Genomic DNA, 23330 nt, shown 5'->3' on the forward strand with positions numbered 1-23330 from the left:
TCAGAGCCGGGTTCCTAGACAGCTCCCACTCGACACGGAGGTCTCTCTTCACGTCAACAACGGTCCTGGTCAGTACAGCTAGGGGAGTGCGGTCAGGGGGGAGGCGCACGTGACCCGGGAGTCCGCCGTCGGCCTGGTCGTGCTGGGGGTCCTGCTGGCGCTCGTCGTCGCGGTGGCCGTGCTGGGCGTCGTCGCGCGGCGCGCGCGCCAGGAGACGCAGGACGCTCTGCTCCGTGACCTCGGCTGGGAGCCCGCGCCGCCCGACGAGTCGTTGCTCGACCGCTGGGAGGGGGCGCCGTTCGACGTCCAGGACCGGGGTCGGGTCGAGGACCTCCGCCGGGGGGCGGTGGCCGGCCGGCCGCTCGTCACGTTCCGGTACGCGTGGCGCTCGGCCGCGACCATGGCGGGCCGTGGACGCCCCACGATGGTCGAGTGCCAGGTCGTCGCGCTCGACGTCCCGGGGGAGGTCCCGACGGTCGAGGTCGTGCCCGTGGGCTACCGGCAGCCGTCCGTCCAGCGCGTGGTGGGGCGCGAGGTCGTGTTCGACGACCCGGCGTTCGCCTCGACCTGGACGGTGCGTGCCCCCGACGAGCTCGCTGCCCACGCCCTCCTGACGGCCCCCGTGCGCTCGGTCCTGCTGGAGCCCGCGTACGCGGGGGCGCGGCTGCGCTTCGAGGGATCGGCCGTCCTGTCCTGGACGGACGGCCCGGTACCGGTCGAGGACGTGCGCGACCTCGCGCTCCTGCTCGCCGGGGTCCTCGACCAGGTCCGGCCCCTCGGGCGTCCCGAGATCTCGGAGGCCCCCGAGGGCACGGGGAGCGAGGCGGCGCGGCCCGCGGACGCGCCGGACCGCTAGCCTTGACCCCATGACCGAGACCTCCACGCACCTGTCCCCGACACCCCGCGAGCAGCTTCGCGACCTCATCGCCGAGCTGGCGATCGTGCACGGGAAGGTGACGCTGTCCTCCGGCAAGGAGGCCGACTACTACGTGGACCTGCGACGCGTCACGCTGCACCACCGTGCCGCCCCGCTCATCGGGCACGTCCTGCTGGACCAGCTCGAGGAGGTCGGGCTGGGCACCGCCGAGGTCGACGCCGTGGGCGGGCTGACGCTCGGCGCCGACCCCATCGCGACCGCCCTCCTGCACGCCGCAGCCTCGCGCGGCCAGGACCTCGACGCGTTCGTGGTGCGCAAGGCCGCCAAGGCGCACGGCATGCAGCGTCAGATCGAGGGGCCGGACATCGCGGGGCGCCGCGTCGTCGTCGTCGAGGACACGACCACGACGGGCGGCTCGCCCATCACCGCGATCGAGGCGGCACGGGCCGCGGGCGCCGAGGTCGTGGGCGTCGCGACGATCATGGACCGCGACACGGGTGCGCGCGAGAAGATCGAGGCGCTGGGCGTGCCCTACCACTCGATCTTCGGCCTGACGGACTTCGACCTGGCCTGACGGGCAGCACGCGCCGCCGGCAGCACGCGCCCGGTCGGCCGGGAGAGAGGGCAGGGGGATGGGCAGCATCTGGTTCGTGGTCGGCATGGTGCTCCTGGCGGTCGCGGGGGTGGCCCTCGGCTGGTGGGCGCACAAGGCCCGGATCGCGGAGCTCGAGCGGTGGGCCGCCGCGAACGGGTGGACCCACCACGGCCCCGACCCTGCGCTGGCGCGACGGTGGCGCGGTGAGCCGTTCGACGAGGGACGGTCGCGACGCGCGACCGAGGTCCTGACGGGCCCCCACGGGGACCGTTCGGCGCTGTCGTTCACGTACAGCTGGACCACGGGCTCGGGCAAGGAGTCGACGACGCACACCGCGCACGTGGTCGCCCTCCTGCTGGACGCGTCGTTCCCGACGCTGCAGCTCACGCCGGAAGGACTCGGCGCCAAGCTCGCCAAGGCGTTCGGCGGGCAGGACATCCAGCTCGAGTCGGAGGACTTCAACCGTGCGTGGCGGGTCGAGTCGAGCGACCTGCGGTTCGCGCACGACGTGCTGCACCCCCGGACCATGCACCGGCTGCTCGAGGCGGACTTCTCGCGGCGCTCCCTGCGGATCGAGGGGGACGCGATCCTCGCGTGGACGGGTGGCCGGACCGTGCCCGACAACGTCCCCCCGATGCTCTCGCGCCTCGCAGCCGTGGTCGACGCCGTCCCGGACTTCGTGTGGCTGGACCGCGGCGCGCTCCCGCCGCGCCGACCGGGCACACCGACCGCGGGCCCGGGACCGGCAGCGGGCCCGGGGGCGGCTCCGCCGTGGGGCACGCCGCCGTCCTGAGGTCACGGACCGGCGAGGGGCCTCGCCGCTACGATGCAGCTACCTTCCGCGTCGCCCGACGGCGTCACGCGCCCGGTCCCTCCGGTCCGGTCGTGCCGTGCCCGGGCGGGCGTCCGACCACCTCAGCCCAAGGGGGCAGCATGACAGGCGGCACCATCGCCTTGATCGTCATCGGCGTGATCGTCCTGGTCGTCCTGTTCTGGGCGGTCGCGCAGTACAACGGGTTCGTCCGGCTGCGGAACCTGGTGCAGGAGTCGTGGCGTCAGATCGACGTCGAGCTGCACCGTCGCCACGACCTCATCCCGAACCTCATGGAGACCGTCAAGGGGTATGCCGCGCACGAGCGCGGCGTGTTCGAGCAGGTGGCTCAGGCGCGTTCGGCGGCGGCCGGACCGACGTCGGGGCCCGCGGACCAGGCCGCGAAGGAGAACCGGCTGACGCAGGCGCTGGGTCGGCTCTTCGCGGTCGCCGAGGCGTACCCGCAGCTCCGTGCGAGCGAGAACTTCGGGCAGCTCCAGGCCGAGCTGACGAACACCGAGGACCGCCTCGCGGCCGGGCGGCGCTTCTACAACGCGAACGTGCGCACGCTGAACACGAAGGTCGAGACGTTCCCGCCCAACGTCGTCGCGAGGATGTTCGGGTTCGGGCGCGCGGAGTACTTCGAGGTCGACAACCCGGCGGTTCGCGCGGCACCGCGGGTCGACTTCCAGGGGAACGGTCCGATCATCGATCGCTGACGGGTCGTCGGCGAGCGGCAGGACGACGGGCGAGGGGCGGTGTGCCGGGAGGCGTGCCGTCCCTCGCGGCGTCCCGGTCAGCGCCGGGTGTGACCCCGCGCACACAAGATTAGGTTTGCCTTGCTTTAGTGAGGCTCGCCTTATATGGTCCCGGAGGCGATGGTCGAGCGACCTGTCGCCGTGCGTCGCCACCGCGGGCGGCCCTGGACTTCACGGGAGACCGAGTGCTCATCACGCAACGAGGAGGGCGCCGCCGCGCCCTTGCCTCACTCCTGACCGGAGCGCTCGTCGCCGGTCTCACCTTCGCCGGGGTCGCCCCCGCCGGCGCCGCCTCGGACACCGTCACGGTGTCGGGCGGCAGCGCCACCTGGAACTTCACCGACGGCTGGACGAGCTACGTCACGGGCCCGATCGCCAAGGGCAGCGTCACCCCGGCCCTGGTCGACGGGAAGTCGGTCTACCAGCCGGCCGCCGGGTCGTTCGACGCGAGCACCGGTGAGGGGACCGTCACCTTCGGCGGCTCGACGAAGTACTCGGGCCACGACGGCCTCCTCGACCTCACGATCTCCGACCTCCGGCTGCGCCTGACCTCGGAGACGTCGGGCCGGCTCACGGCGGACTTCGGTGGCACGGCCGCCACCGGGAGCAAGGACGACGTCACGATCGCCGACGTCACGATCGCCCCGACGCGCAACGGTGACAAGCTGACGCTCGTGGCGAACGGGAAGATCGCCGACGGTCTCCAGAACGTCTCGAGCTACTTCGCCGACTACCCCGGCACGCCGATGTCGACCCTGACCGCGACGTTCGACGCCCCGGTCCCCGTGGCGCCCGCGACGGCGACGACCACGACGCTCGGGGTCTCCCCGGCGGGCACCTCGGTCGAGGGCACGGCGGTCACGCTGAGTGCGACGGTCGCACCGTCCGCCGCGGGAAGCGTCGAGTTCCTCGACGGGACCACGCCGCTGGCGACGGTCCCGGTGTCCGACGGCGTCGCTCTCCACTCGGTCGCGGCTCCGGTCGTGGGGGCGCACAGCTTCACGGCCCGCTTCACGCCGGCCGACACCGCGGCGTTCTCGGCGTCGACCTCGGCAGCCGTCGCGCACACCGTGACGGCCAAGCAGGTCGACCCGCCGGCTCCGGTCGCGGACCCCAAGGTCTCGGTCACGCCGAGCACGGACGTCGACCCGGCGGTCGCGAACACCTTCGAGGTCTCCGGGACCGGGTTCGTCGGCGCGGGCGCGAAGTACGGCGCGTACGTCCTGCTCGGCGAGACCTCGGTCTGGTCGGGCGGATCGGCGCTGCCGGGGGCGGGCTGGCTCAAGCAGGTCTTCGTGCCGGCCGCGCAGGTCAAGGACGGCGCCTTCACGACGCAGATCGTGATCCCCGCGGGCACGCTCGACGCGACGAAGTCCTACCAGGTGGCCACCTCGGCCGCCCACGGCCTCTCGATGACCGACCGCACGCTCGACACGTTCACGCCCGTCACGCTCCAGGGTGCCGAGCCCCCGGCTCCGGTGTTCGTGCCGGAGGTGGAGGTGTTCGCTGCTGATGGCAAGACTGCTCTGGGGAGCACGGTGGTGCGTCCTGGTGACGTGGTCGTGGTGAAGGGTGTCGGGTTCGATCCGGCGTCGAACGTGGGTGGGCGTGGGGTGCCGATCCCGGCGGGCCTGCCGCAGGGCACGTATGTGGTGTTCGGGTCGTTCGCGAAGGAGTGGCAGCCCTCGGTGGGTGCGCCGTCGTCGGCTCGTCGGGTCGGTGCGCAGGCGTGGGCTCTGGCGGGTTCGGTGCTGGAGCAGGTTCCGCCGGCGTTCCAGGAGACGGTGCGCAAGCAGTGGGTGGACATCGCTGCGGACGGTTCGTTCACGGCTCGGTTGACGTTGGGTGAGCTCGAGGCGGTCGAGGGTGGGTCGTTCGGGGTCTACACGTATGCCGCTGGTGGTGTGAAGAACGCTGCGCAGGAGATCGGCGTCCCGGTCGCTTTCACCAATGCTCCGGCTCCGGTGTTCGTGCCGGAGGTGGAGGTGTTCGCTGCTGATGGCAAGACTGCTCTGGGGAGCACGGTGGTGCGTCCTGGTGACGTGGTCGTGGTGAAGGGTGTCGGGTTCGATCCGGCGTCGAACGTGGGTGGGCGTGGGGTGCCGATCCCGGCGGGCCTGCCGCAGGGCACGTATGTGGTGTTCGGGTCGTTCGCGAAGGAGTGGCAGCCCTCGGTGGGTGCGCCGTCGTCGGCTCGTCGGGTCGGTGCGCAGGCGTGGGCTCTGGCGGGTTCGGTGCTGGAGCAGGTTCCGCCGGCGTTCCAGGAGACGGTGCGCAAGCAGTGGGTGGACATCGCTGCGGACGGTTCGTTCACGGCTCGGTTGACGTTGGGTGAGCTCGAGGCGGTCGAGGGTGGGTCGTTCGGGGTCTACACGTATGCCGCTGGTGGTGTGAAGAACGCTGCGCAGGAGATCGGCGTCCCGGTCGCCTTCACCAACGCCCAGGCCCCGGCCCCCCTGACCGTCACGCCGGGGGCGTCGTCGGTCAAGGCCGGCGAGAAGCTCTCGCTCACCGTTGCCGGCCTCGGGGCCGGCGACAAGGTCTCCTCGGTCCTCCTGGGCGGCGCGCCCGCGTCGTTCACCGTCAACCGCGGCGCCGTCTCGGTGACCGTCCCCGCCGACCTGGCGCCCGGCCAGCTCGCCGTCAAGGTCGTGAGCGAGCTCGGCGCCTCGGGTCAGACGACCGTGGAGGTCGTCGGCAAGCCGGCCGCGATGCAGGTCGGCAGCCTCCGGTGGGGGGTCAAGGAGAGCTTCCGCAGCTACATCACGGGGCACATCGCCCAGGGTGGTGCCGTGGCGTCCGACGGCGCGACGGTGGTGGACGGCCTGTTCGGGTTCGGCCAGGTGGTCGGGGGGACCTGGCAGCCCGGGTCGACGACCGGCTCGGTGGACTACGACGGCAAGATCGCCTTCTCCGGTCACGGCGGCCTCCTCAACCTGACCCTGGCGAACCCGTCCGTGGTCGTGGGCAAGGACGGCAAGGGGACCCTCGTCGTCGACGTGCGTTCCGCGAACCTCGACGGGACGACGTTCGACGCGCTCGACGTCCCGTTCGCCTCGCTCGTGCTCGGGAAGGCCACGGTTCTGTCGGACGGTGCGGTGTCCTACCGTGACGCCGCGGCGACGCTGACCGCGGAAGGCTCGCAGGCGTTCTCCGACTTCTACCCCGCCGGCGAATCCCTCGACCCCGTCTCGTTCGTGATGGGTGCGGGCGCCGCCCCGACCGACGGAAACGGCAACGGAAACGGTGGCACGATCGGCAACCCCGGGACCGGCACGGGCACCAAGCCCCTCGACCCCACGGTGGCGACGCTGTCGACCTACCAGGTGGTGCCGGGCGGCCAGGTGACCATCAGCGGCGTCGGGTTCGGCGCGAACGAGGCCGGCCTGAGGTCGATCATCCGGTCGACACCGCGGACCCTGGCGACCGGCATCACGGCCAACGCCGGTGGTGCGGCGTCGGCCACGGTCACGATCCCGGAGGACCTCGAGCCGGGCGAGCACACGCTCTCGCTCGAGGGTGCGAACCACAAGGTGTCCGCGGCCATCACGGTCACGGGCCCGGTCACCTCGGTCGACGCCCCGGGCGGTGCGACGGCTGCCACGCAGTGCTTCGCGCAGGGCGTCAACGGCGCGACCCTGAGCTGGGGCGTGAGCGATCCCTTCCGCGCATACATCGCGGGGCCGATCGCCAAGGGCTCGGTCTCGACGAGCGGCGTCCGCGACAACGGGTCGTCGTACACGTGGAGCGGCGGCAAGGGGTCCTTCAACACGGACCTCGGCAAGGGGCGGACGGCGTTCGGCGGCTCGGTGCAGTTCACGGGCCACGCCGGGATCCTCGACCTGAAGATCTCGAACCCGCGGGTCCAGGTCGACGGCAGCACCGGCACGCTCGTCGTCGACGTGGTCAGCAGCGACATGGAGGGCAACAAGTCCACGAGCAACGGGGTCGCGTTCGCGAGCCTGAACCTGGCGGGCAAGAAGTCGACCTCCGGCAGTACCATCACGTGGACCGGTGCACCTGCCACGCTGACGGCCTCGGGCGCCAAGGCGTTCGCGGGCTTCTACGAGGCGGGCACCGCGCTCGCCCCCGTGACGTTCAGCTTCCCGATCGGGGGTGACGTCGAGTGCGACGCGTTCTCGGGGCTCGCGGACACCGGGACGGACGCGAGCACGCTCGCGGCCCTCGCCGTGCTGTTCGTCCTGGGGGGCGCCGGGCTCGTCGTGGCGGGCAACCGCCGTCGGGCACGCGCCGACGCCTGACGAACCTCCTGCACGACCGCGGGCGGGGTCGGGACCTGTCGAGGTCCCGGCCCCGCCCGTTCGTCTAGGCGGGGGACTCCGCGCTCACGGCGAGCAGCGGCCGGTAGCGGTTCTCCGGTCGCCCGGCCGACCCGTAGCGCGGGTTGACCTCGGCCTGGCCGAGGGCCACGAGGTGCTCCAGGTAGCGGCGGGCGCTCACGCGGGACATCCCCGTGGCCTCGGCCACGTCGACGGCGGACGCGTCGACCGACGCGCCCGTGCAGACGTCGAGGAGCGCGCCGACGACGAGCTCCAGGCTGCGGTCGGAGAGCCCCTTGGGAAGCTGCGGGCTCTCGTTGCGGGCCTGACGGACCAGGCGGTCCACGGTGGCCTGGTCGAGCGCGCCGTCGGTCGCGCGGACCTGGGCTCGGAAGCGGACGACCTCGTCGAGCCGTCCGCGCAGCACGGCCGCGGTGAACGGCTTGACGAGGTAGTGCTGCACGCCGCCCGCCATGGCGCGCCGGACGCTGTCGAGCTCGCGCGCCGCGGTGGTCGCGATGACGTCCACGGGAGGCCCGGGTCGGCGGCGGAGCTGGTTCAGGACCGCGAACCCGCTGGTGTCCGGCAGGTAGATGTCGAGCAGGACCAGCTCGGGTTCGAGCACCGAGATGGCCCGCACCGCCTCTGCCCCGGTGCGCGCCTCGCCCACCACGACGAAGCGCGGGTGGCTCTCGACGAACCCCCGGTGGAGGCGGGAGACGAGGGGGTCGTCCTCGACGATCAGGGTGCGAAAACGGTCGTCTGTGGTCATCGGTGTGCCGTCCCGGTCAGTGGTTCGAGGGACGCCCCCGCGGGGGCGTCCGTGGAGGGGCGCACGGGCAGCGTCAGCGTCAGGCGCGCGCCGCCGAGCGGTGAGGTCGTGAAGCCGACGGCGCCGCCGCGTCGGGCGACGACCCGTCGCACGAGGGCGAGCCCGATGCCGCGCGCGGTTCCCGCGTCGGTCCCGGGCGTCGGGCGGGGCGGTGGTGCAGGAGGGTCGCTGTGGCGCAGGGCGTCCCACCGGCCCGACGACGTCGCGTCCGTGCCCGGTCGGGGCACCCGGCGGACGGGTCGGGTCGCCAGGGCGCTCGCGTGCTTGGTGCTGAAGCCGGGCCGGAAGACCGCGGCGCGCAACGCCGTCGGGACTCCCGGTCCGTCGTCGTCGACGACGACGGCGAGCTCCTCGGCGTCCTCCAGGACGAGGACCTGGACGGTGCCTCCCGGCCCGGCGGCGTCGATCGCGTTGTCGATCGTGTTGCCGAGGATGGTCAGGACGTCCTGCTGGAGGCTCGTGGCCTCGGGGGAGCAGGGGGCGTCGAGGACCGAGCACGGGTCGACCTCGAGGTCGATCCCGCGCTCGCGTGCCGTGGTCGCCTTGGCGAGGAGCAGCGCGGCGACCTGCGGGCTGTGGACGCCCGGGGCGATCGCGCTCGCCGTGAGCAGCCCCCCGTGCCCCGCCCGCTCGATGAACGCGACCGCCTCGACGTGCTGACCCAGCTCGAGCAGCCCGGACACGACGTGCAGCTTGTTCGCGAACTCGTGGGACTGCGCGCGCAGCGCGTCGGTGAGGTCGCGGGCGCCGTCGAGGTCCTGCAGGAGGGCGTGCAGCTCGGTGTGGTCGCGCAGCACGAGCACAGCGCCCACGGCGCGTCCGTCGACCGTGGCCGGGTTGGCGCGGGCGAGGAGCACGCGCTCGCCCGCGAGGAGCAGCTCGCCGCTCGAGTGGTCGCCGGGCCGGTCGGCGAGCTCGAGGAGCTGGCCGTCGAGCACGTCGGTCGCGAGCGAGCCGACCGGCGCCTCGCCGGGGCCGAGGCCCAGGAGGCGACGTGCCTCGTCGTTGACGAGCGCGACCCGCCCGGTGCGGTCCAGGGCCACGACGCCCTCGCTGATGCCGTGGAGCATGGCGTCGCGCGTCTCGAGCAGCGACGAGATCTCCTCCGGCTCGAGCTTGAAGATCCGTCTGCGGACCAGCCGGGTCACCCACCAGGCGCACACGACGCCGCCGGCCGCCGCCGTCCCGAGCGCGAGGAGCAGGCCGTCCAGGTCCTCGCGGAAGTCCGCGTGCAGGTGCGCCTCGAGGATGCCGACCGAGGCCGAGCCGATCACCGTGCGGCCCGACCCGTCGTAGATGGGCACCTTGACGCGCCACGACTCGCCCAGGGTCCCGGTCTGGGTCCCGATGTACGTCCCCCCTGCCAGGGGGACCGACGGGTCGGTGGACACACGCTCCCCGATGCGATCGGCGTTGGGGTGGGACATGCGGATGCCGTCGTCGTCGGTCACGACGACGTAGGTGACGTCCGAGGCCGCACGGATGACCTCGGCGATCGGCTGGATGGTCGCCGAGGGATCGGGGCCGGCCAGCGCGTCCCGGATCGCCGGCAGCCGCGCGACGGACTGGGCCACCCCGGTCATCCGGTCCAGGTACGCATCGCGAAGCTGCCGCTCCTGCAGGGTGCCCGCGACCACGCCGGCGGCCGAGACCACGGCGAGGACGATCACGACCTGCAGCAGGAGCAGCTGAACCCTGAGCGGCATTGCCCATCCCACGGGACCAGTGTGCCCCAGGCCACAGTGGGTGTCCGCCACCCGGACGCAGAACCGGGACGTTCCCGTGACCTGGCACCGGAAAGTCGCGTGACCACAACGACCACAACCTCCAATACGACCTCAGCGACCGCAGGAGGCCTGGGCGCTCCTAGGCTCCGCTGCACACCGAGGCCCCGCGACTGCGTCGTCACGAGGCCCGCTCAAGGAGGAGAAATGGCACCCGTCGTCAGCCCGCGCCGCGGGCACAGCACCAGCGGACCGGTACGTCGTCGCCTGGTCGGCGCAGCAGCACTCACCAGCCTCGCCCTCGCCCTCGGCGCGTGCGGCGGACTGGCCTCGGGCGGTGACGCCCCCGCGGCCGGGGGGAGCGACAAGCCGGCCGCCGTGGGCCTGGCCTCGCTCGACATCATCGTCCCCGCGGACCCGGGTGGTGGCTGGGACCAGACGGGCCGCGCGCTCCAGAAGGAGCTGCAGGGCACCGGGCTCGCCAAGACCGTCAACGTGACCAACGTGGGCGGCGCCGGGGGGACCAACGGCCTGGCCTCCCTCGCGAACGTCACCGACCCCGACACGCTCATGGTCACCGGGCTCGTCATGGTCGGCGCGGTCGAGACCAACAAGTCCCAGGCCCGCATCGAGGACACCACGCCGATCGCCCGCCTGACCGAGGAGCCGCTCGTCATCGTCGTCCCGGCCGGGTCCAAGTACCAGACGCTCGAGGAGCTCGTGGACGACATCGTCGCGAACGGCAAGAGCGTCACGGTGACCGGGGGGTCGGCCGGCGGCGCGGACCACATCCTCGCGGGGATGCTCCTCAAGCAGGCCGGGGTCCCGTCCGAGAAGATCGTCGACACGCTCAACTACATCGCGTACTCGGGTGGCGGCGAGTCCCTCGCGGCGCTGCTCGGCAACAAGGTCAGCGCAGGCATCTCGGGCGTGGGCGAGTACGTCGAGCAGGTCAACGCGGGCACGGTCCGCGCGCTCGCGGTCACGAGCCCCGAGAAGATCGAGGCGCTCCCCGACGTCCCCACCCTCCACGACGCGGGCTACGGGTTCGACCTCACCAACTGGCGCGGCGTGCTCGCACCCGCCGACATCTCCGACGAGGAGCGCGCTGCGCTCGAGGCGGTCCTCACCGAGCTGCACGCGTCCGACGAGTGGCAGGCCACGCTCACGGAGAAGGGCTGGGCGGACGCGTTCCTGACCGGTGCCGACTTCGACGACTACCTGCAGCAGAACATCGTCGACATCCAGACGGTCCTGCAGGACATCGGCCTGGTCTCCTGACATGTCCTCGTCCTCTGTCGTCCCGCCCGGTGATTCCCCCGCACCGGGCGGGGCCTCCTCCCCGGTCGCACCGGCTTCCGGTGCGCCTGCGCGCACGGAGGCCGTGGTGACCGAAGAGGTCCCGCTCACCGGCGGGGCCGTACCGTCGAGGGTCGCCGGGGCGCACACCCCCGCGGCCCCCCGGCGGCGCATCGGCGAGTACGTCGTCGTCGCGGTGACGATCGTTCTGGGCGTGTTCGTCATGATCGACGCCGGGACCATCCACGTCCCGGGCTCGACGACCGTCATGGGCCCTCGCGCCTTCCCCTACCTCGTGGGAGGGCTGCTGCTCGCCTCGGGGGTCCTGGTCCTGGTCGGTCTCCTCCGCGGGAGGTTCGGCGAGGAGGACGACGGCGAGGACGTGGACCCGGACGCCTCGACCGACTGGCGCACGGTCGCGCTCCTGGGCTGCATCTTCGTGGTGCACGTCTACACGATCAACATCGCCGGGTGGCCGGTCGCCGCGACCGTGCTGTTCGGCGGGTCGGCGATCGTGCTCGGCGCTCGTCCCTGGTGGCGGGCGATCGTGCTCGGCGCCGTCCTGGGGCTCGTCGTCCAGATCCTCTTCGGCGGCATGCTCGGCCTGTCGCTCCCTCCCGGCCCGTTCCTCGAAGGGGTGAGCTTGTTCCGTGGATAACCTCTCGGCGCTGATGGACGGCTTCGCGACCGTCGTCCAGCCCGCATACCTGCTCTACGCGTTGTTCGGTGTGTTCATCGGGACGGCCGTGGGAGTCCTGCCGGGCATCGGCCCGGCCATGACCATCGCGCTGCTCCTGCCCCTGACGTACTCGCTCGACGCGACCGCCGCGATCATCGTGTTCGCGGGCATCTACTACGGCGGGATGTACGGCGGGTCGACGACCTCGATCCTGCTCAACACCCCCGGCGAGTCCGCCTCGATCGTCACCGCGCTCGAGGGCCACAAGATGGCCAGGCTCGGGCGCGGGGCCGCGGCGCTCGCCACGGCCGCGATCGGCTCGTTCGTCGCGGGGACCATCGCGACCGTCCTCCTGACGCTCGTGGCACCCGTCATGGCGAGGTGGGCGGTCCAGCTCGGCGAGCCGGACTACTTCGCTCTCATGGTCGTCGCCTTCATCACGGTGGGTGCGCTGCTCGGCAGGTCCGTCCCGCGCGGGATGGTCGCGCTCTCGCTCGGTCTGTTCCTGGGCCTCATGGGGACCGACACCCTGACGGGGCAGCAGCGCTTCACGTTCGGCGTCTCCAACCTCGCGGACGGCCTCGACGTCGTGATCGTCGCGGTGGGCCTCTTCGCGGTGGGCGAGGCGCTGTACGTGGCCTCGCGCATGCGGCACGGACCCGTGCACGTCATCCCGGTCGAGAAGGGGTGGCGGAGCTGGATGAAGCCCGAGGACTGGCGCCGCTCCTGGAAGCCCTGGCTGCGCGGGACCGTGATCGGCTTCCCCATCGGGACCATCCCGGCGGGGGGCGCCGACGTGGCGACCTTCCTGTCGTACGCGACCGAGCGCAAGCTCGCGCGCCGGCACAAGGACGAGTTCGGCAAGGGAGCCATCGAGGGCGTGGCCGGCCCGGAGGCGGCGAACAACGCCGCCGCGTCCGGTGTCCTGGTCCCGCTCCTCACGCTGGGGCTGCCCACGACCGCGACCGCGGCCATCATCATCGTGGCGTTCCAGTCGTACGGCATCCAGCCCGGGCCCATGCTCTTCCAGACGCAGACGTCGCTCGTGTGGGCGCTCGTCGCGAGCCTGTACATCGGCAACCTGATGCTGATCGTGCTGAACCTGCCGCTCGTCGGCATGTGGGTCAAGGTCCTGCAGATCCCCCGGCACTACCTGTACGCCGGGATCCTGCTGTTCGGTGCGCTCGGGTCCTACGCGCTGAGCTTCTCGCCGATCGACGTGCTCATCCTGCTCGTGATCGGTGTCGTCGGCTTCTTCATGCGGCGCTACGGCTACCCCGTGGCGCCCATGGTGGTCGGGATGATCCTCGGCCCCATGGCCGAGGACCGCTTGAGGCGGTCGCTGACCATCAGCCAGGGCGACCTCTCCTACCTGGTGACGAGCCCGTTCGCCGCGACCGCCTACGTCTCGATCCTGGTGATCGTCGGCCTGGGGCTGTGGCTCAAGCACCGGGAGAAGCGTGCCAACGCCGAGCTGTCCAGGCTCGGCGAGGAGATCCGTGAAGAGTCCCAGTCGCAGGAGGTGAACTGATGACCGTCGTCCTCGCCTACGCCCCGGGGGAGCTCGGGACCGCCAGCGCGCGCACGGCAGGTCGCGCCGCCGCGCTGCTCGGCGCGCGCGTGGTGATCGTCAACGCCACGCGGGCGGACCGGCTCGTCGACCCACGGTGGGCCGACGAGGCCGAGCTGGCGCGCGTGATCGAGATCCTCGACGAGGCGCACGTCGACCACGAGGTGCGCCACCTGCGGTCGGGTGCCCTGCCCGCCGACGTCGTCCTGGAGGTCGCGGAGGAGGTCGACGCCGTGCTCGTCGTCGTCGGCCTGCGCCGCCGGACACCCGTGGGCAAGCTCGTGCTCGGCTCGACCCCGCAACAGATCCTGCTGCGGGCGACCTGCCCGGTCCTGGCCGTCAAGGCCTGATCCGCGGCACCCGGACCATCGCCCCGGTACCCCGAGCTGGTCGGGGGGCCGGGGCGGTGCGGTGCCCGGCGGCTCGTCAGCCCGCGCCCGACCGTCAGATGCGGTCGACCGTCAGATGCGGTCGACCAGGTCCGCGATCGAGTCGACGACCTTGCTCGGACGGAAGGGGTAGGTGTCGACCTCGTGGAGCTTGGTCGAGCCGGTCATGACGAGATAGGTGTAGAGCCCGGCCTCGATGCCCGCCACGACGTCGGTGTCCATGCGGTCGCCGATCATCGCGGTCGTCTCCGAGTGCGCGTCGATGCGGTTGAGCGCGGACCGGAACATCATGGGGTTCGGCTTGCCCACGAAGTAGGGCTCGCGCCCCGTCGCGGCGGTGATCATGGCGGCGACCGCGCCCGTCGCGGGCAGCGGCCCCTGCTGGGAGGGGCCGGTGGTGTCCGGGTTGGTGCAGATGAAGCGCGAGCCGCCCAGGATCAGGCGCACGGCCTTGGTGATGGCCTCGAACGAGTACGTGCGGGTCTCGCCCAGCACCACGTAGTCCGGGTCGGACTCGGTGAGGGTGTAGCCGGCCTCGTAGAGGGCCGTCGTGAGGCCGGCCTCGCCGATCGCGTAGGCGCTCCCACCGGGGACCTGGTCGCTCAGGAACTGCGCGGTGGCCAGCGCGGACGTCCAGATCGACTCCTCGGGCACCTCGATGCCCGACGTCGCGAGCCGGGCCCGCAGGTCGCGTGCGGTGAAGATCGAGTTGTTGGTGAGGATGAGGAACGGGCGCTCCTTGTCCCGCAGGGCCCGGATGAACTCCGGGGCGCCGGGGATGGCGTGGCCCTCGTGGACGAGCACGCCGTCCATGTCGGTGAGCCAGCTCTCGATCACGCGGGTCATCGGTGGTCCTCTCCTGGGGTGTGCTCGACGGCGTCCGTCGACGTCTCGGGTCCCGTCGCCGGGGTCGTGGTCTGGTCGTCGGCGGTCCCGGTCCGGGGCTGGTCCTGCGGCGAGGTCGGCCGGGTCTGCGTCGCGGCGGTCGTCACCTCGGAGACGTCCGCGGCCCCTGCGAGGGCTCCCGTCCCCTCGACCGTGACCCGCCGGGACTCCCGGCGCGCTCGCAGCACCTCGATCACCACGGGGATCACGGAGATCGCGACGATGAGCACGAGGATGGTCTCGATGTGGTCGTTGACGAACTGGACGTTGCCGAGCCAGTAGCCGAGGAGGGTCACGCCGACCCCCCAGACGAACGCGCCGACCAGGTTGTAGACCACGAACGTGCGGTAGCGCATGCCGCTCATGCCGGCGGCGACGGGTGCGAAGGTGCGCAGGAAGGGCACGAAACGCGCGAGGATGACGGTCCGGCCGCCGAAGCGCTCGAAGTACTCGTGGGCCTGGTCGATGTACTTGGTCTTCAGGACGCGCGCGTCGGGCTTGAACAGCCGCGGGCCGATCTTGTTGCCGATCAGGTAGGCGAGCTGGTCCCCCAGGAACGCGGCGGCGAAGATCATGCCGCACACGAGCCAGATCGACAGGTTCAGCTCGTCCTGCGCGACCAGGAGGCCTGCGGTGAAGAGCAGGGAGTCGCCCGGCAGGAACGGGAACAGCAGACCGGTCTCGATGAAGACCACGGCCACGATGCCGAACACCGCGTAGACGCCGAAGCGCTCGATGAAGCCGCTGATCATGTTCCGTGCGTCGAGCCAGTCGGGCCCGAGGGCGACCACGTGGCCGCCGTCGACGGCGGAGAGCGTGGTGGCGACGTCAGGCAGCGCTGAGGTCACGAACAGGTCGGTGAGCACGCACCCAGCGTAGTGGGCGGACCGGCGCGAGGGCCCGAGGCCGCGTAGCGCGACGGTGAACATCGTGGGGGGATCGACCGGCCGGGGCGGCCGCCCGGGTGTCGGCGAAGGCCAGGGAGAATGGGACGGTGACCGAACCTTCCGCGCACCGCACGCCGTCCGACGCACCGGGAACGGCCCCGGCCGCCCCGCCCCGCCGCGAGGACGAGGTCGAGGTGGGCGTCGGCCCCTGGCCCGGCGGCCGGGCTGCCTGGCCGACCGACCCGCGCTACGACGTCGACCTCCTGGAGCACGGCGACCGCCGCAACGTCGTGGACGCGTACCGGTACTGGACCGTGGAGGCGATCGTCGCGGACATGGACGCGCGCAGGCCGCGGGACCGGCGCCTGCACGTCGCGATCGAGAACTGGGGGCACGACCTCAACATCGGCTCGGTCGTGCGCACGGCGAACGCGTTCAACGCCGCCGGGGTGCACATCGTGGGGCGACGCCGCTGGAACCGTCGCGGCGCCATGGTCACGGACCGCTACCAGCACGTGAGCCACCACCCGCAGGTCGAGGACCTGCTGGCGTGGGCCGCGGGCGAGCACGACGGCGCGGGCGTCCCGGTCATCGGGATCGACAACGTCCCGGGCTCGATCCCGATCGAGGGCTACGCGTTCCCGCCCGAGTGCGTCCTGCTGTTCGGGCAGGAGAGCACCGGTCTGTCCGCCGAGGCGCGCGCGGCGAGCCGCGACGTCCTGCACATCACCCAGCACGGGTCGACGCGGTCGATCAACGCGGGGGCCGCGGCCGCGATCGCGATGCACTCCTGGGCCGTGCAGCACCTGGTCCCGCGCTAGCCGCGCCGGGGCCCCCGCGACGTCCCAACCCGTGGTGGCGTCCGTCCACCTGAGGGACGGACCACACCGCCGGTAGGGATCCATGACAAAATCATGGGGATAACAGGGCGCGCGGCAGTGTCGTCGGCACCCACCTCCTTCCGTCATTGGAGTTCTGCAGATGGCTATCGCAACCCCCGAGGTCTACGCCGAGATGATCGACCGCGCGAAGGCAGGCAAGTTCGCCTACCCCGCCGTCAACATCACGTCGTCGCAGACCGTGACCGCCGCCATTCAGGGCTTCGCCGAGGCCGAGTCCGACGGCATCATCCAGGTCTCCGTCGGTGGCGCCGAGTACGCGTCGGGCTCGACGATCAAGGACCGCGTGACCGGTTCGCTCGCCCTCGCGGCGTACGCGACCGAGGTCGCGAAGAAGTACGACGTGACGATCGCCCTGCACACGGACCACTGCGCCAAGCAGAACCTGGACTCCTGGGTCCGTCCGCTGCTCGCGATCGAGGCCGAGCAGGTCAAGAACGGTGGCCTGCCCACCTTCCAGTCGCACATGTGGGACGGCTCGTCCGTGCCGCTCGACGAGAACCTGATCATCGCCGAGGAGCTCCTCGAGCTCTCGGTCGCCGCGCGCACCATCCTCGAGATCGAGGTCGGCGTCGTCGGTGGCGAGGAGGACGGCCACACGGCCGAGATCAACGACAAGCTCTACACGACGGTCGAGGACGGTCTCGCGACGGTCAAGGCCCTCGGTGCGGGCGAGAAGGGCCGCTACCTGACGGCCCTCACGTTCGGCAACGTGCACGGCGTCTACAAGCCGGGTGCGGTCAAGCTGCGTCCGTCGATCCTCGCGGACATCCAGAAGGCCGTGGGCGACGCCATCGGCAAGGAGAACCCGTTCGACCTGGTCTTCCACGGCGGCTCGGGCTCGACGCTCGAGGAGATCACCGAGGCCGTGGACAACGGCGTCATCAAGATGAACATCGACACGGACACGCAGTACGCGTTCACGCGTCCGGTCGTCGACCACATGTTCCGCAACTACGACGGCGTCCTGAAGATCGACGGCGAGGTGGGCAACAAGAAGGCCTACGACCCGCGCGCCTGGGGCAAGCTCGCCGAGGCCGGCATGGCTCAGCGCATCGTCGAGGCGTCGCAGCAGCTGCGTTCCGCGGGCCAGAAGATCCGCTGAACCTGGTGAGCCGCCCACCCGGGCGGTGATCCCGGTGGGCGTGTCCCACCACCTGGAGTGCCAGCGGGCCCCGGTCCGAGTCGGACCGGGGCCCGCTGCGTCCGGGGCTGCGACGCGTGCCGCGACGGCAGGTGCGCCCACGGCGGGCCCGACGGCGGAGCGCCCGCCGGGCGGTCGTCCTCAGCGGTCGGTGCGCGGGACGCGACGGCCGCCGTTGAGGTGCGTGACGCCGTCGGGCAGGTCGAAGCCGGGGTCCTCGTCGACGATGTCGAGCATGTCCCCGATGCGCGTGACCTCGAGCAGGAACCGCACGGTCGGCGGTGCACGCAGCACGCGGACGCGGTGCGGGCCGCGGGTCGCGAGCCGGGCGAGGAACGCCACGCCCGAGGAGTCCATGAAGGTCACGTGGTGGGCGTCGATCTCGACGGGCAGGCCCGTGGCCTCCGCGTCGGCCGTCGCGTCGAGGAGGTCGGCGCCGAGGTCGGCATCGATCTCACCTGACAGGACGATCCGTGCCCGGGTGGCACCGACGATGACGTGGACGCTCGCCGGATCGGCCTGGTCCGTCACGACGCCGCTCTCGCCGATCTCGGGGTCTTCGGGCTCGCTACCAGCCGTGGTGTTACCGTCGCGCACGTTGCTCCTCCCAGCGTGGACCGGACCCGCACAGGTCTCGGAGATCACCAATCTACGGTTGAATGTCCACTCGGGACAGTAACGCGCTCACGGCAGTGTCGTTCGGAGGTGGAAATGGTCAGCTCGTCGAGCCTCGGTCTGGGCTCCTGGGGCCATGGTCCGCGTACCGGTGGCGCGCCGCTACCGGACGGCGGCGTGGAGCTCCTCTCGCTCGCGGTGCAGCGCACGGGCATCGCGGCGTTCCTGCTGGGTCCGGCGTCCGTGGGGATGCCCGTCCTGTGGGTCAACGAGGCGTTCAGCAGGCTCACCGGCTTCTCGACCGACGAGGTCGTGGGGCACCGCCCGCAGTTCCTGTCGGACCTCCTCGCGGACCGGGCCGAGGCCGACCTGTTCCGTGCCGGGGTCCTCGAGGGCCGCGAGGTCCGCAGGACGGTCCGGAGCGAGCGTCAGGACGGGAGCCTGCTGTGGGTCCAGCTCACGCTGTCGCCCGTCGACGAGGTCGGGGGAGAGGTCGGGCACTGGGCCGGGTCCATGGTCGACATCACCGAGCACGTGGACCGCTCCGCGTCGCAGCTCGCGTCGCTCGAGCTCGAACGGCGCAAGCGGGCCGGTCTCGCGATCATCACCGAGACGTCGGACCTGCTCAACGACCTGGACTACCCCCTCGCGCTGCGGGAGATCTGCGACGTCCTCGAGGGGGCGCTCGTGGAGTGGGCCGGCTTCTACATGAACGACGACGGGCTGCGCTTCGCGGAGGGCATCGACACCACGACCCCCCCGAGCGGGCGCGGGCAGCGTCACGGCCGGTACATCGCGGACGGCGCGGGCGTCGTGGAGGGCGCCATGGGCCAGACCGACGCGCTCGGCGACGCGACGGGACCGGCCCTCCTGGTCCCGGGGACCGTGATCGACCTGCAGGACACCGTGCAGGACCTGCTCGACGGTCGGATCGAGGGCCCCGTCCGGCTCGACCTGTCGGCCGAGTACCCGCAGTGGTCCGCCTCGGGCTGGCTCAGCCGTGACGTCCGGCAGCGGACCTCGACGCTCGCGGGCGCGCCGCGAGAGGTCGTGCTCCATGCGATCGCAGGCCGTCGGCGTGTCCTGGGCCTGCTCGCGACGAGCGGCCTGCCGGTGTCGGCCGGGGCGGTGTCGGACCCGGAGAGCTCCGAGGCGGTGCTGCGGACCCTCGCACGACGCGCCGGACTCGCGATCGACAACGTGCGTCTCTACGCCCGCGAGCACCGGCTCGCGGAGACGTTGCAGCGCGCGATGCTGCCCGAGCAGGCCGACGTGACCGGGCTCGACGTCTGGACGTACTACGCCCCCAACTCCGAGCACGCCCAGGTGGGCGGCGACTGGTACGACGTCCTGCAGATCACGCCCGACGTCGTCGGGCTCGTGATCGGTGACGTCGTGGGCCACGACGTCGAGGCCGCGGCGGCCATGGGGCAGCTCCGGTCGGTCGTGCGTTCGTACGCGTACGAGCTGACGACGCCCGGCCCCGTCCTGGAGCGGGTCGACCAGCTCGTGGTCGGGATGCGCATCCCCCGGTCGGCGAGCCTCGTCTACGCGTCCCTCGTGCGGCACGGCGAGCAGCCCTCGCCGGAGGACGTCGCCGACGACGCCGGTCCCGACGAGGGCCCCGGCGCCGCCGACGGTCCGGGGGAGCGGTCCGCGGAGCGGTGGACGATCGAGTACTCGCGCGCGGGGCACCTGCCGCCGCTCCTGCTCCGCGACGGCGAGGTCACGCAGCTCAACGAGGCAGGCGGGTCGCTCGTCGGGTTCGGCGTCGGCGAGCGCGCGACGGGCCGGGCCGAGCTCGCGCCGGGCGACGTGCTGCTCTTCTACACCGACGGGCTGATCGAGCGCCGCGACCGCGCGCTGCGCGTCGGGCTCGACGCCCTGGTCGAGGCCACCCGGGCCATCACCGCGATCGACTCGGCGGGGATCGGCGAAGAGCTCCTCTCACGGCTCGCGGACGCCCCCGAGGACGACGTCGCGCTCGTCGTGGTGCGCGTGCCGGACCCCGTGACGGACCCCGTGACGTCGGCGCTGAGCCCGCGCAGCCGGCGTTGGCTCCTGCCGAGCGAGCCCGCGTCGATCGGTCGCGCGCGCCACGCGGTCCTGCGCACGTGCCAGGCGTGGGACCTCGGCGACAGCGCCAACGCGGAGCTGGTCGTGTCCGAGCTCGTCGCGAACGGTGTCCTGCACGGGTGGGGGCACCTGGCGCTGCGCCTGTTCGACACGGGAGACGGCCTGCGGGTCGAGGTCGAGGACTCCAACCCCGCACCTCCCGTGTCGACGGACGGCCACGCCCACCGCATGGGCGGGTTCGGGATGCAGATCGTCGAGCGCCTCGCGGACTGGGGCTGGCGCCCGGCCGGGTCGGGCAAGCTCGTGTGGGCCCGGCTGCGCCCCGTGGCGGAGCGGGCGGAGCGTCGGGCGGCGTCGGCCGAGGGCTGAGGCACCGTCCGGGCAGAGGACGTCCGGGACCGCCCAGGAGGGAGGCCCGGACCGCGGCGGAGGGCGCCGCGCGGTGGCCGGGTCAGGCCGAGGCGCTCACGGGCGGGTCGCACCGGTGGTCGGCGTCGATGCGGAACAGGTCGAGCGCGCCGCAGACCTCCAGGACGAACAGGTCACGGTCGTCGCAGCCGCGCAGCACCGTCGCCCCGCCGCGCTTGCGACCGGAGTCGGCGAGCGAGATGAGGAAGGCGGCGCCCGTCGAGTCCATGAAGGTCACGCGGCACATGTCGATCACGAGGAGCTGACGGCGCAGGCCGACGACGCGGGCTGCGATCTCCGGGAACTGGTCGCGTTCCGCGAGATCGAGGTCCCCGGCGATGACGAGCGTGGTCGTCGCGGGGGACGTGGAGATCTCGATCATGACCATGACTCTAGGCTGCGCGGCCCTCGCTTGCACATGCGCTCGTCAGAGGCCTGCGAGAATCGCTGGATGTCTCACGCACCCACGCACCGCAACCTCCTCGGCGGACCCGACCCGGTCCGTCTCCCGGCCGACCCCGACGTCGCCGCGGCGACCGCCCGGGGGGACGACCCGGTCGAGCTCGCCCGCACGTTCCCTGCCTCGTCGCTGCCCTGGGCGCTCCTCGCCGAGGCCGCGCTGCGCGACGGCGACGAGCGCTCCGTCGTCACGGCCTACGCGTTCGCCCGCACCGGCTACCACCGCGGCCTCGACGCGCTGCGTCGTGCCGGGTGGCGTGGGCAGGGCCCGATCCCGGCCGACCACGAGCCCAACCAGGGCTTCCTGCGGGCCCTGCTCGCGCTGTCCCGCGCGGCGTCGCTCATCGGCGAGGACGGCGAGGCCGAGCGCTGCGCCCAGTTCCTGGTGGACTCGGGCACGTCGGTCGACGAGGTCGCGGCGCTCGCGGGCTGACGCCCGTCCGCCCGCCCCGCGCGGCCTGCCCGGGCCCTCACGACCGCCGCCCGACGACGTCACGCACGCTGCGCCGTCGGGCGGCGGGAGGGCGCGGGGTGGGCCGAGGGGCCCGCCGAGGTCAATGACAGGTAAACTCGTCCAGGCTTCCGGGTGACTGCCGCCCGGACGCGCCTCGGGCCCTGCGCAGGACCCGTTGGCGGCACGCGCCGTGCGTCGACCCCCGGTCGATGGTGCGCGGCGGTCGTCCGTCGACCGGACAGTCCTGGCGTACGTGCCGGTCGGTGCCGGTCCGTGACCCGGTCCGAGGAACAGGCAGTCTGAAAGTGGGGAATCCATGCCAGGCGTGGTGCTCATCGGTGCCCAGTGGGGCGACGAAGGCAAGGGCAAGGCGACCGACCTCCTCGGGTCGCGGGTCGACTACGTGGTCAAGTTCAACGGCGGCAACAACGCCGGGCACACGGTCGTCATCGGCGACGAGAAGTACGCCCTGCACCTGCTGCCCTCCGGCATCCTGTCGCCGGGGGTCACCCCCGTCATCGCGAACGGTGTCGTCGTCGACATCGAGGTGCTCTTCCAGGAGCTCGACGACCTGATCTCGCGCGGCGTCGACGTCTCGCGCCTGCTGGTCTCCGGCAGCGCCCACGTCATCGCGGGCTACCACCGCACGATGGACAAGGTCAGCGAGCGCTTCCTCGGCAAGCGTCGCATCGGCACGACGGGCCGCGGGATCGGGCCGGCGTACGCCGACAAGATCAACCGCGTCGGCATCCGCATGTGGGACCTCTTCGACGAGAAGATCCTCGCGGAGAAGATCGAGGGCTCGCTCGACCAGAAGAACCACCTGCTGGTCAAGGTCTACAACCGTCGCGCGATCACGGTCGACGAGACGGTCGAGGAGCTCCTCGCCTACGCCGACCGGGTCAAGCCGATGGTCGCGGACACGTCGCTGATCCTCAACCAGGCGCTCGACGCGGGCAAGAACGTCCTGTTCGAGGGCGGCCAGGCCACGATGCTCGACGTCGACCACGGCACCTACCCGTTCGTGACGTCGTCGAACGCGACCGCGGGCGGCGCGGTGACGGGCTCGGGCGTCGGCCCCACGAAGATCTCGTCGGTGATCGGCGTCATCAAGGCCTACACGACCCGGGTGGGCGAGGGTCCGTTCCCCACCGAGCTCTTCGACGAGATGGGCGAGTACCTGCTCAAGACCGGTGGCGAGTTCGGTGTGACCACGGGTCGCGCGCGTCGCTGCGGCTGGTACGACTCGGTGATCGCCCGCTACTCGAGCCGCATCAACGGCATCACGGACCTGGTCGTGACCAAGCTCGACATCCTCACGGGCATCCCCAAGATCCCGGTGTGCGTCGCGTACGACGTGGACGGCGTCCGCTACGACGAGATGCCCACGGACCAGACGGCGTTCCACCACGCCAAGCCGATCTACACCGAGTTCGACGGCTGGACCGAGGACATCTCCGGCTGCCGGACGTTCGAGGACCTGCCGGCCAACGCGCAGGCCTACGTGCGCTCGCTCGAGGAGCTCTCGGGGGCTCGGGTCTCCGCGATCGGGGTCGGTCCGTCGCGCGACGCGATCATCCCGCTCCACGACCTGCTGCACTGAGCCGTCCGCCGAGGACCTCACGCTGACGACCGAGGGCCCCCCGCCCCCCCGCCCGGGCCCCGCCTCCCAGAGGGAGACGGGGCCCG

The 23330-nt window shown here is 72.1% G+C and carries 20 protein-coding genes; 14 read left to right on the forward strand and 6 right to left on the reverse strand.

Annotated features, from left to right (window positions below):
• Positions 1–109 precede the first annotated feature (109 nt).
• The 5 genes from H9623_RS15300 (at position 110) to H9623_RS15320 (ending at position 7303) form a co-directional block, all read left to right on the forward strand.
• Positions 110–856 (forward strand): hypothetical protein, encoded by a 747-nt coding sequence (locus tag H9623_RS15300; RefSeq protein WP_193720890.1) that lies wholly within the window; start codon positions 110–112, stop codon positions 854–856.
• Positions 857–866: 10 nt separating this feature from the next.
• Positions 867–1451: an orotate phosphoribosyltransferase gene (gene pyrE / locus H9623_RS15305; RefSeq protein ID WP_193720891.1), complete on the forward strand. Its 585-nt coding sequence runs from the start codon at positions 867–869 to the stop codon at positions 1449–1451.
• A 58-nt stretch (positions 1452–1509) separates the two neighbouring features.
• On the forward strand, positions 1510–2265 hold the full coding sequence (locus H9623_RS15310) for a DUF3137 domain-containing protein (RefSeq protein WP_193720892.1): 756 nt from the start codon (positions 1510–1512) through the stop codon (positions 2263–2265).
• A 140-nt stretch (positions 2266–2405) separates the two neighbouring features.
• Complete coding sequence (locus tag H9623_RS15315) at positions 2406–3002, forward strand: LemA family protein (RefSeq protein WP_193720893.1); 597 nt, start codon at positions 2406–2408, stop codon at positions 3000–3002.
• A 224-nt stretch (positions 3003–3226) separates the two neighbouring features.
• Complete coding sequence (locus H9623_RS15320) at positions 3227–7303, forward strand: HtaA domain-containing protein (protein WP_193720894.1); 4077 nt, start codon at positions 3227–3229, stop codon at positions 7301–7303.
• Between the two features lie 64 nt (positions 7304–7367).
• Here the strand turns inward: H9623_RS15320 and H9623_RS15325 are convergent, their stop codons facing one another.
• Complete coding sequence (locus H9623_RS15325) at positions 7368–8093, reverse strand: response regulator (RefSeq protein ID WP_193720895.1); 726 nt, start codon at positions 8091–8093, stop codon at positions 7368–7370.
• Entirely contained in the window at positions 8090–9859 is a 1770-nt protein-coding gene (locus H9623_RS15330) for an ATP-binding protein (protein ID WP_193720896.1), read from the reverse strand. The genes H9623_RS15325 and H9623_RS15330 overlap by 4 nt, the downstream gene beginning before the upstream one ends.
• A 225-nt stretch (positions 9860–10084) precedes the next feature.
• On the opposite strand from H9623_RS15330, the gene H9623_RS15335 reads away from it, so the two are divergent.
• The 4 genes from H9623_RS15335 to H9623_RS15350 all read left to right on the forward strand — a co-directional run bounded on the left by H9623_RS15335 (position 10085) and on the right by H9623_RS15350 (position 13775).
• On the forward strand, positions 10085–11158 hold the full coding sequence (locus H9623_RS15335; RefSeq protein ID WP_193720897.1) for a Bug family tripartite tricarboxylate transporter substrate binding protein: 1074 nt from the start codon (positions 10085–10087) through the stop codon (positions 11156–11158).
• Positions 11159–11264: 106 nt separating this feature from the next.
• On the forward strand, positions 11265–11834 hold the full coding sequence (locus H9623_RS15340) for a tripartite tricarboxylate transporter TctB family protein (RefSeq protein WP_321575475.1): 570 nt from the start codon (positions 11265–11267) through the stop codon (positions 11832–11834).
• Positions 11827–13386 (forward strand): tripartite tricarboxylate transporter permease, encoded by a 1560-nt coding sequence (locus H9623_RS15345; protein WP_193720899.1) that lies wholly within the window; start codon positions 11827–11829, stop codon positions 13384–13386. Before H9623_RS15340 ends, H9623_RS15345 begins: the two co-directional genes overlap by 8 nt.
• Positions 13386–13775, forward strand: coding sequence for a universal stress protein (locus H9623_RS15350; RefSeq protein ID WP_193720900.1), 390 nt, complete (start codon positions 13386–13388; stop codon positions 13773–13775). The genes H9623_RS15345 and H9623_RS15350 overlap by 1 nt, the downstream gene beginning before the upstream one ends.
• A gap of 111 nt (positions 13776–13886) precedes the next feature.
• Here H9623_RS15350 and H9623_RS15355 read toward each other — a convergent pair whose 3' ends face one another.
• Entirely contained in the window at positions 13887–14660 is a 774-nt protein-coding gene (locus H9623_RS15355) for an HAD-IIA family hydrolase (protein WP_193720901.1), read from the reverse strand.
• Positions 14657–15565, reverse strand: a complete 909-nt coding sequence (locus H9623_RS15360; RefSeq protein WP_321575476.1) for a DedA family protein — start codon at positions 15563–15565, stop codon at positions 14657–14659. Before H9623_RS15360 ends, H9623_RS15355 begins: the two co-directional genes overlap by 4 nt.
• A gap of 128 nt (positions 15566–15693) precedes the next feature.
• Here H9623_RS15360 and H9623_RS15365 point away from each other — a divergent pair, with 128 nt between their 5' ends.
• Together H9623_RS15365 and fbaA are read left to right on the forward strand one after the other, a co-directional pair.
• Positions 15694–16407 (forward strand): TrmH family RNA methyltransferase, encoded by a 714-nt coding sequence (locus H9623_RS15365; RefSeq protein ID WP_193720903.1) that lies wholly within the window; start codon positions 15694–15696, stop codon positions 16405–16407.
• Between the two features lie 160 nt (positions 16408–16567).
• On the forward strand, positions 16568–17590 hold the full coding sequence (gene fbaA, locus H9623_RS15370) for a class II fructose-bisphosphate aldolase (protein ID WP_030151060.1): 1023 nt from the start codon (positions 16568–16570) through the stop codon (positions 17588–17590).
• Between the two features lie 180 nt (positions 17591–17770).
• Here fbaA and H9623_RS15375 read toward each other — a convergent pair whose 3' ends face one another.
• Positions 17771–18178: an STAS domain-containing protein gene (locus H9623_RS15375; protein ID WP_193720938.1), complete on the reverse strand. Its 408-nt coding sequence runs from the start codon at positions 18176–18178 to the stop codon at positions 17771–17773.
• A gap of 243 nt (positions 18179–18421) precedes the next feature.
• Here H9623_RS15375 and H9623_RS15380 point away from each other — a divergent pair, with 243 nt between their 5' ends.
• Complete coding sequence (locus H9623_RS15380; protein ID WP_321575477.1) at positions 18422–20689, forward strand: SpoIIE family protein phosphatase; 2268 nt, start codon at positions 18422–18424, stop codon at positions 20687–20689.
• Between the two features lie 82 nt (positions 20690–20771).
• Here the strand turns inward: H9623_RS15380 and H9623_RS15385 are convergent, their stop codons facing one another.
• Positions 20772–21110, reverse strand: coding sequence for an STAS domain-containing protein (locus tag H9623_RS15385; protein ID WP_191792012.1), 339 nt, complete (start codon positions 21108–21110; stop codon positions 20772–20774).
• 69 nt (positions 21111–21179) lie between these two features.
• On the opposite strand from H9623_RS15385, the gene H9623_RS15390 reads away from it, so the two are divergent.
• Positions 21180–21620: a DUF3151 domain-containing protein gene (locus H9623_RS15390; protein WP_193720905.1), complete on the forward strand. Its 441-nt coding sequence runs from the start codon at positions 21180–21182 to the stop codon at positions 21618–21620.
• Positions 21621–21957: 337 nt separating this feature from the next.
• Positions 21958–23244, forward strand: a complete 1287-nt coding sequence (locus tag H9623_RS15395) for an adenylosuccinate synthase (RefSeq protein ID WP_193720906.1) — start codon at positions 21958–21960, stop codon at positions 23242–23244.
• Positions 23245–23330 lie beyond the last annotated feature (86 nt).

Origin of the sequence: Oerskovia douganii, assembly GCF_015142735.1 — a bacterium.
Lineage (GTDB): Bacteria > Actinomycetota > Actinomycetes > Actinomycetales > Cellulomonadaceae > Oerskovia > Oerskovia douganii.

Bases quoted from the DNA above. Each gene is read 5' to 3' on its own strand.
- pyrE (WP_193720891.1), top strand. From the start codon at position 867: ATGACCGAGACCTCCACGCACCTGTCCCCGACACCCCGCGAGCAGCTT.
- H9623_RS15310 (WP_193720892.1), top strand. From the start codon at position 1,510: ATGGGCAGCATCTGGTTCGTGGTCGGCATGGTGCTCCTGGCGGTCGCG.
- H9623_RS15315 (WP_193720893.1), top strand. From the start codon at position 2,406: ATGACAGGCGGCACCATCGCCTTGATCGTCATCGGCGTGATCGTCCTG.
- H9623_RS15325 (WP_193720895.1), bottom strand. From the start codon at position 8,093: ATGACCACAGACGACCGTTTTCGCACCCTGATCGTCGAGGACGACCCC.
- H9623_RS15330 (WP_193720896.1), bottom strand. From the start codon at position 9,859: ATGCCGCTCAGGGTTCAGCTGCTCCTGCTGCAGGTCGTGATCGTCCTC.
- H9623_RS15335 (WP_193720897.1), top strand. From the start codon at position 10,085: ATGGCACCCGTCGTCAGCCCGCGCCGCGGGCACAGCACCAGCGGACCG.
- H9623_RS15350 (WP_193720900.1), top strand. From the start codon at position 13,386: ATGACCGTCGTCCTCGCCTACGCCCCGGGGGAGCTCGGGACCGCCAGC.
- H9623_RS15355 (WP_193720901.1), bottom strand. From the start codon at position 14,660: ATGACCCGCGTGATCGAGAGCTGGCTCACCGACATGGACGGCGTGCTC.
- fbaA (WP_030151060.1), top strand. From the start codon at position 16,568: ATGGCTATCGCAACCCCCGAGGTCTACGCCGAGATGATCGACCGCGCG.
- H9623_RS15385 (WP_191792012.1), bottom strand. From the start codon at position 21,110: ATGATCGAGATCTCCACGTCCCCCGCGACGACCACGCTCGTCATCGCC.
- H9623_RS15390 (WP_193720905.1), top strand. From the start codon at position 21,180: ATGTCTCACGCACCCACGCACCGCAACCTCCTCGGCGGACCCGACCCG.
- H9623_RS15395 (WP_193720906.1), top strand. From the start codon at position 21,958: ATGCCAGGCGTGGTGCTCATCGGTGCCCAGTGGGGCGACGAAGGCAAG.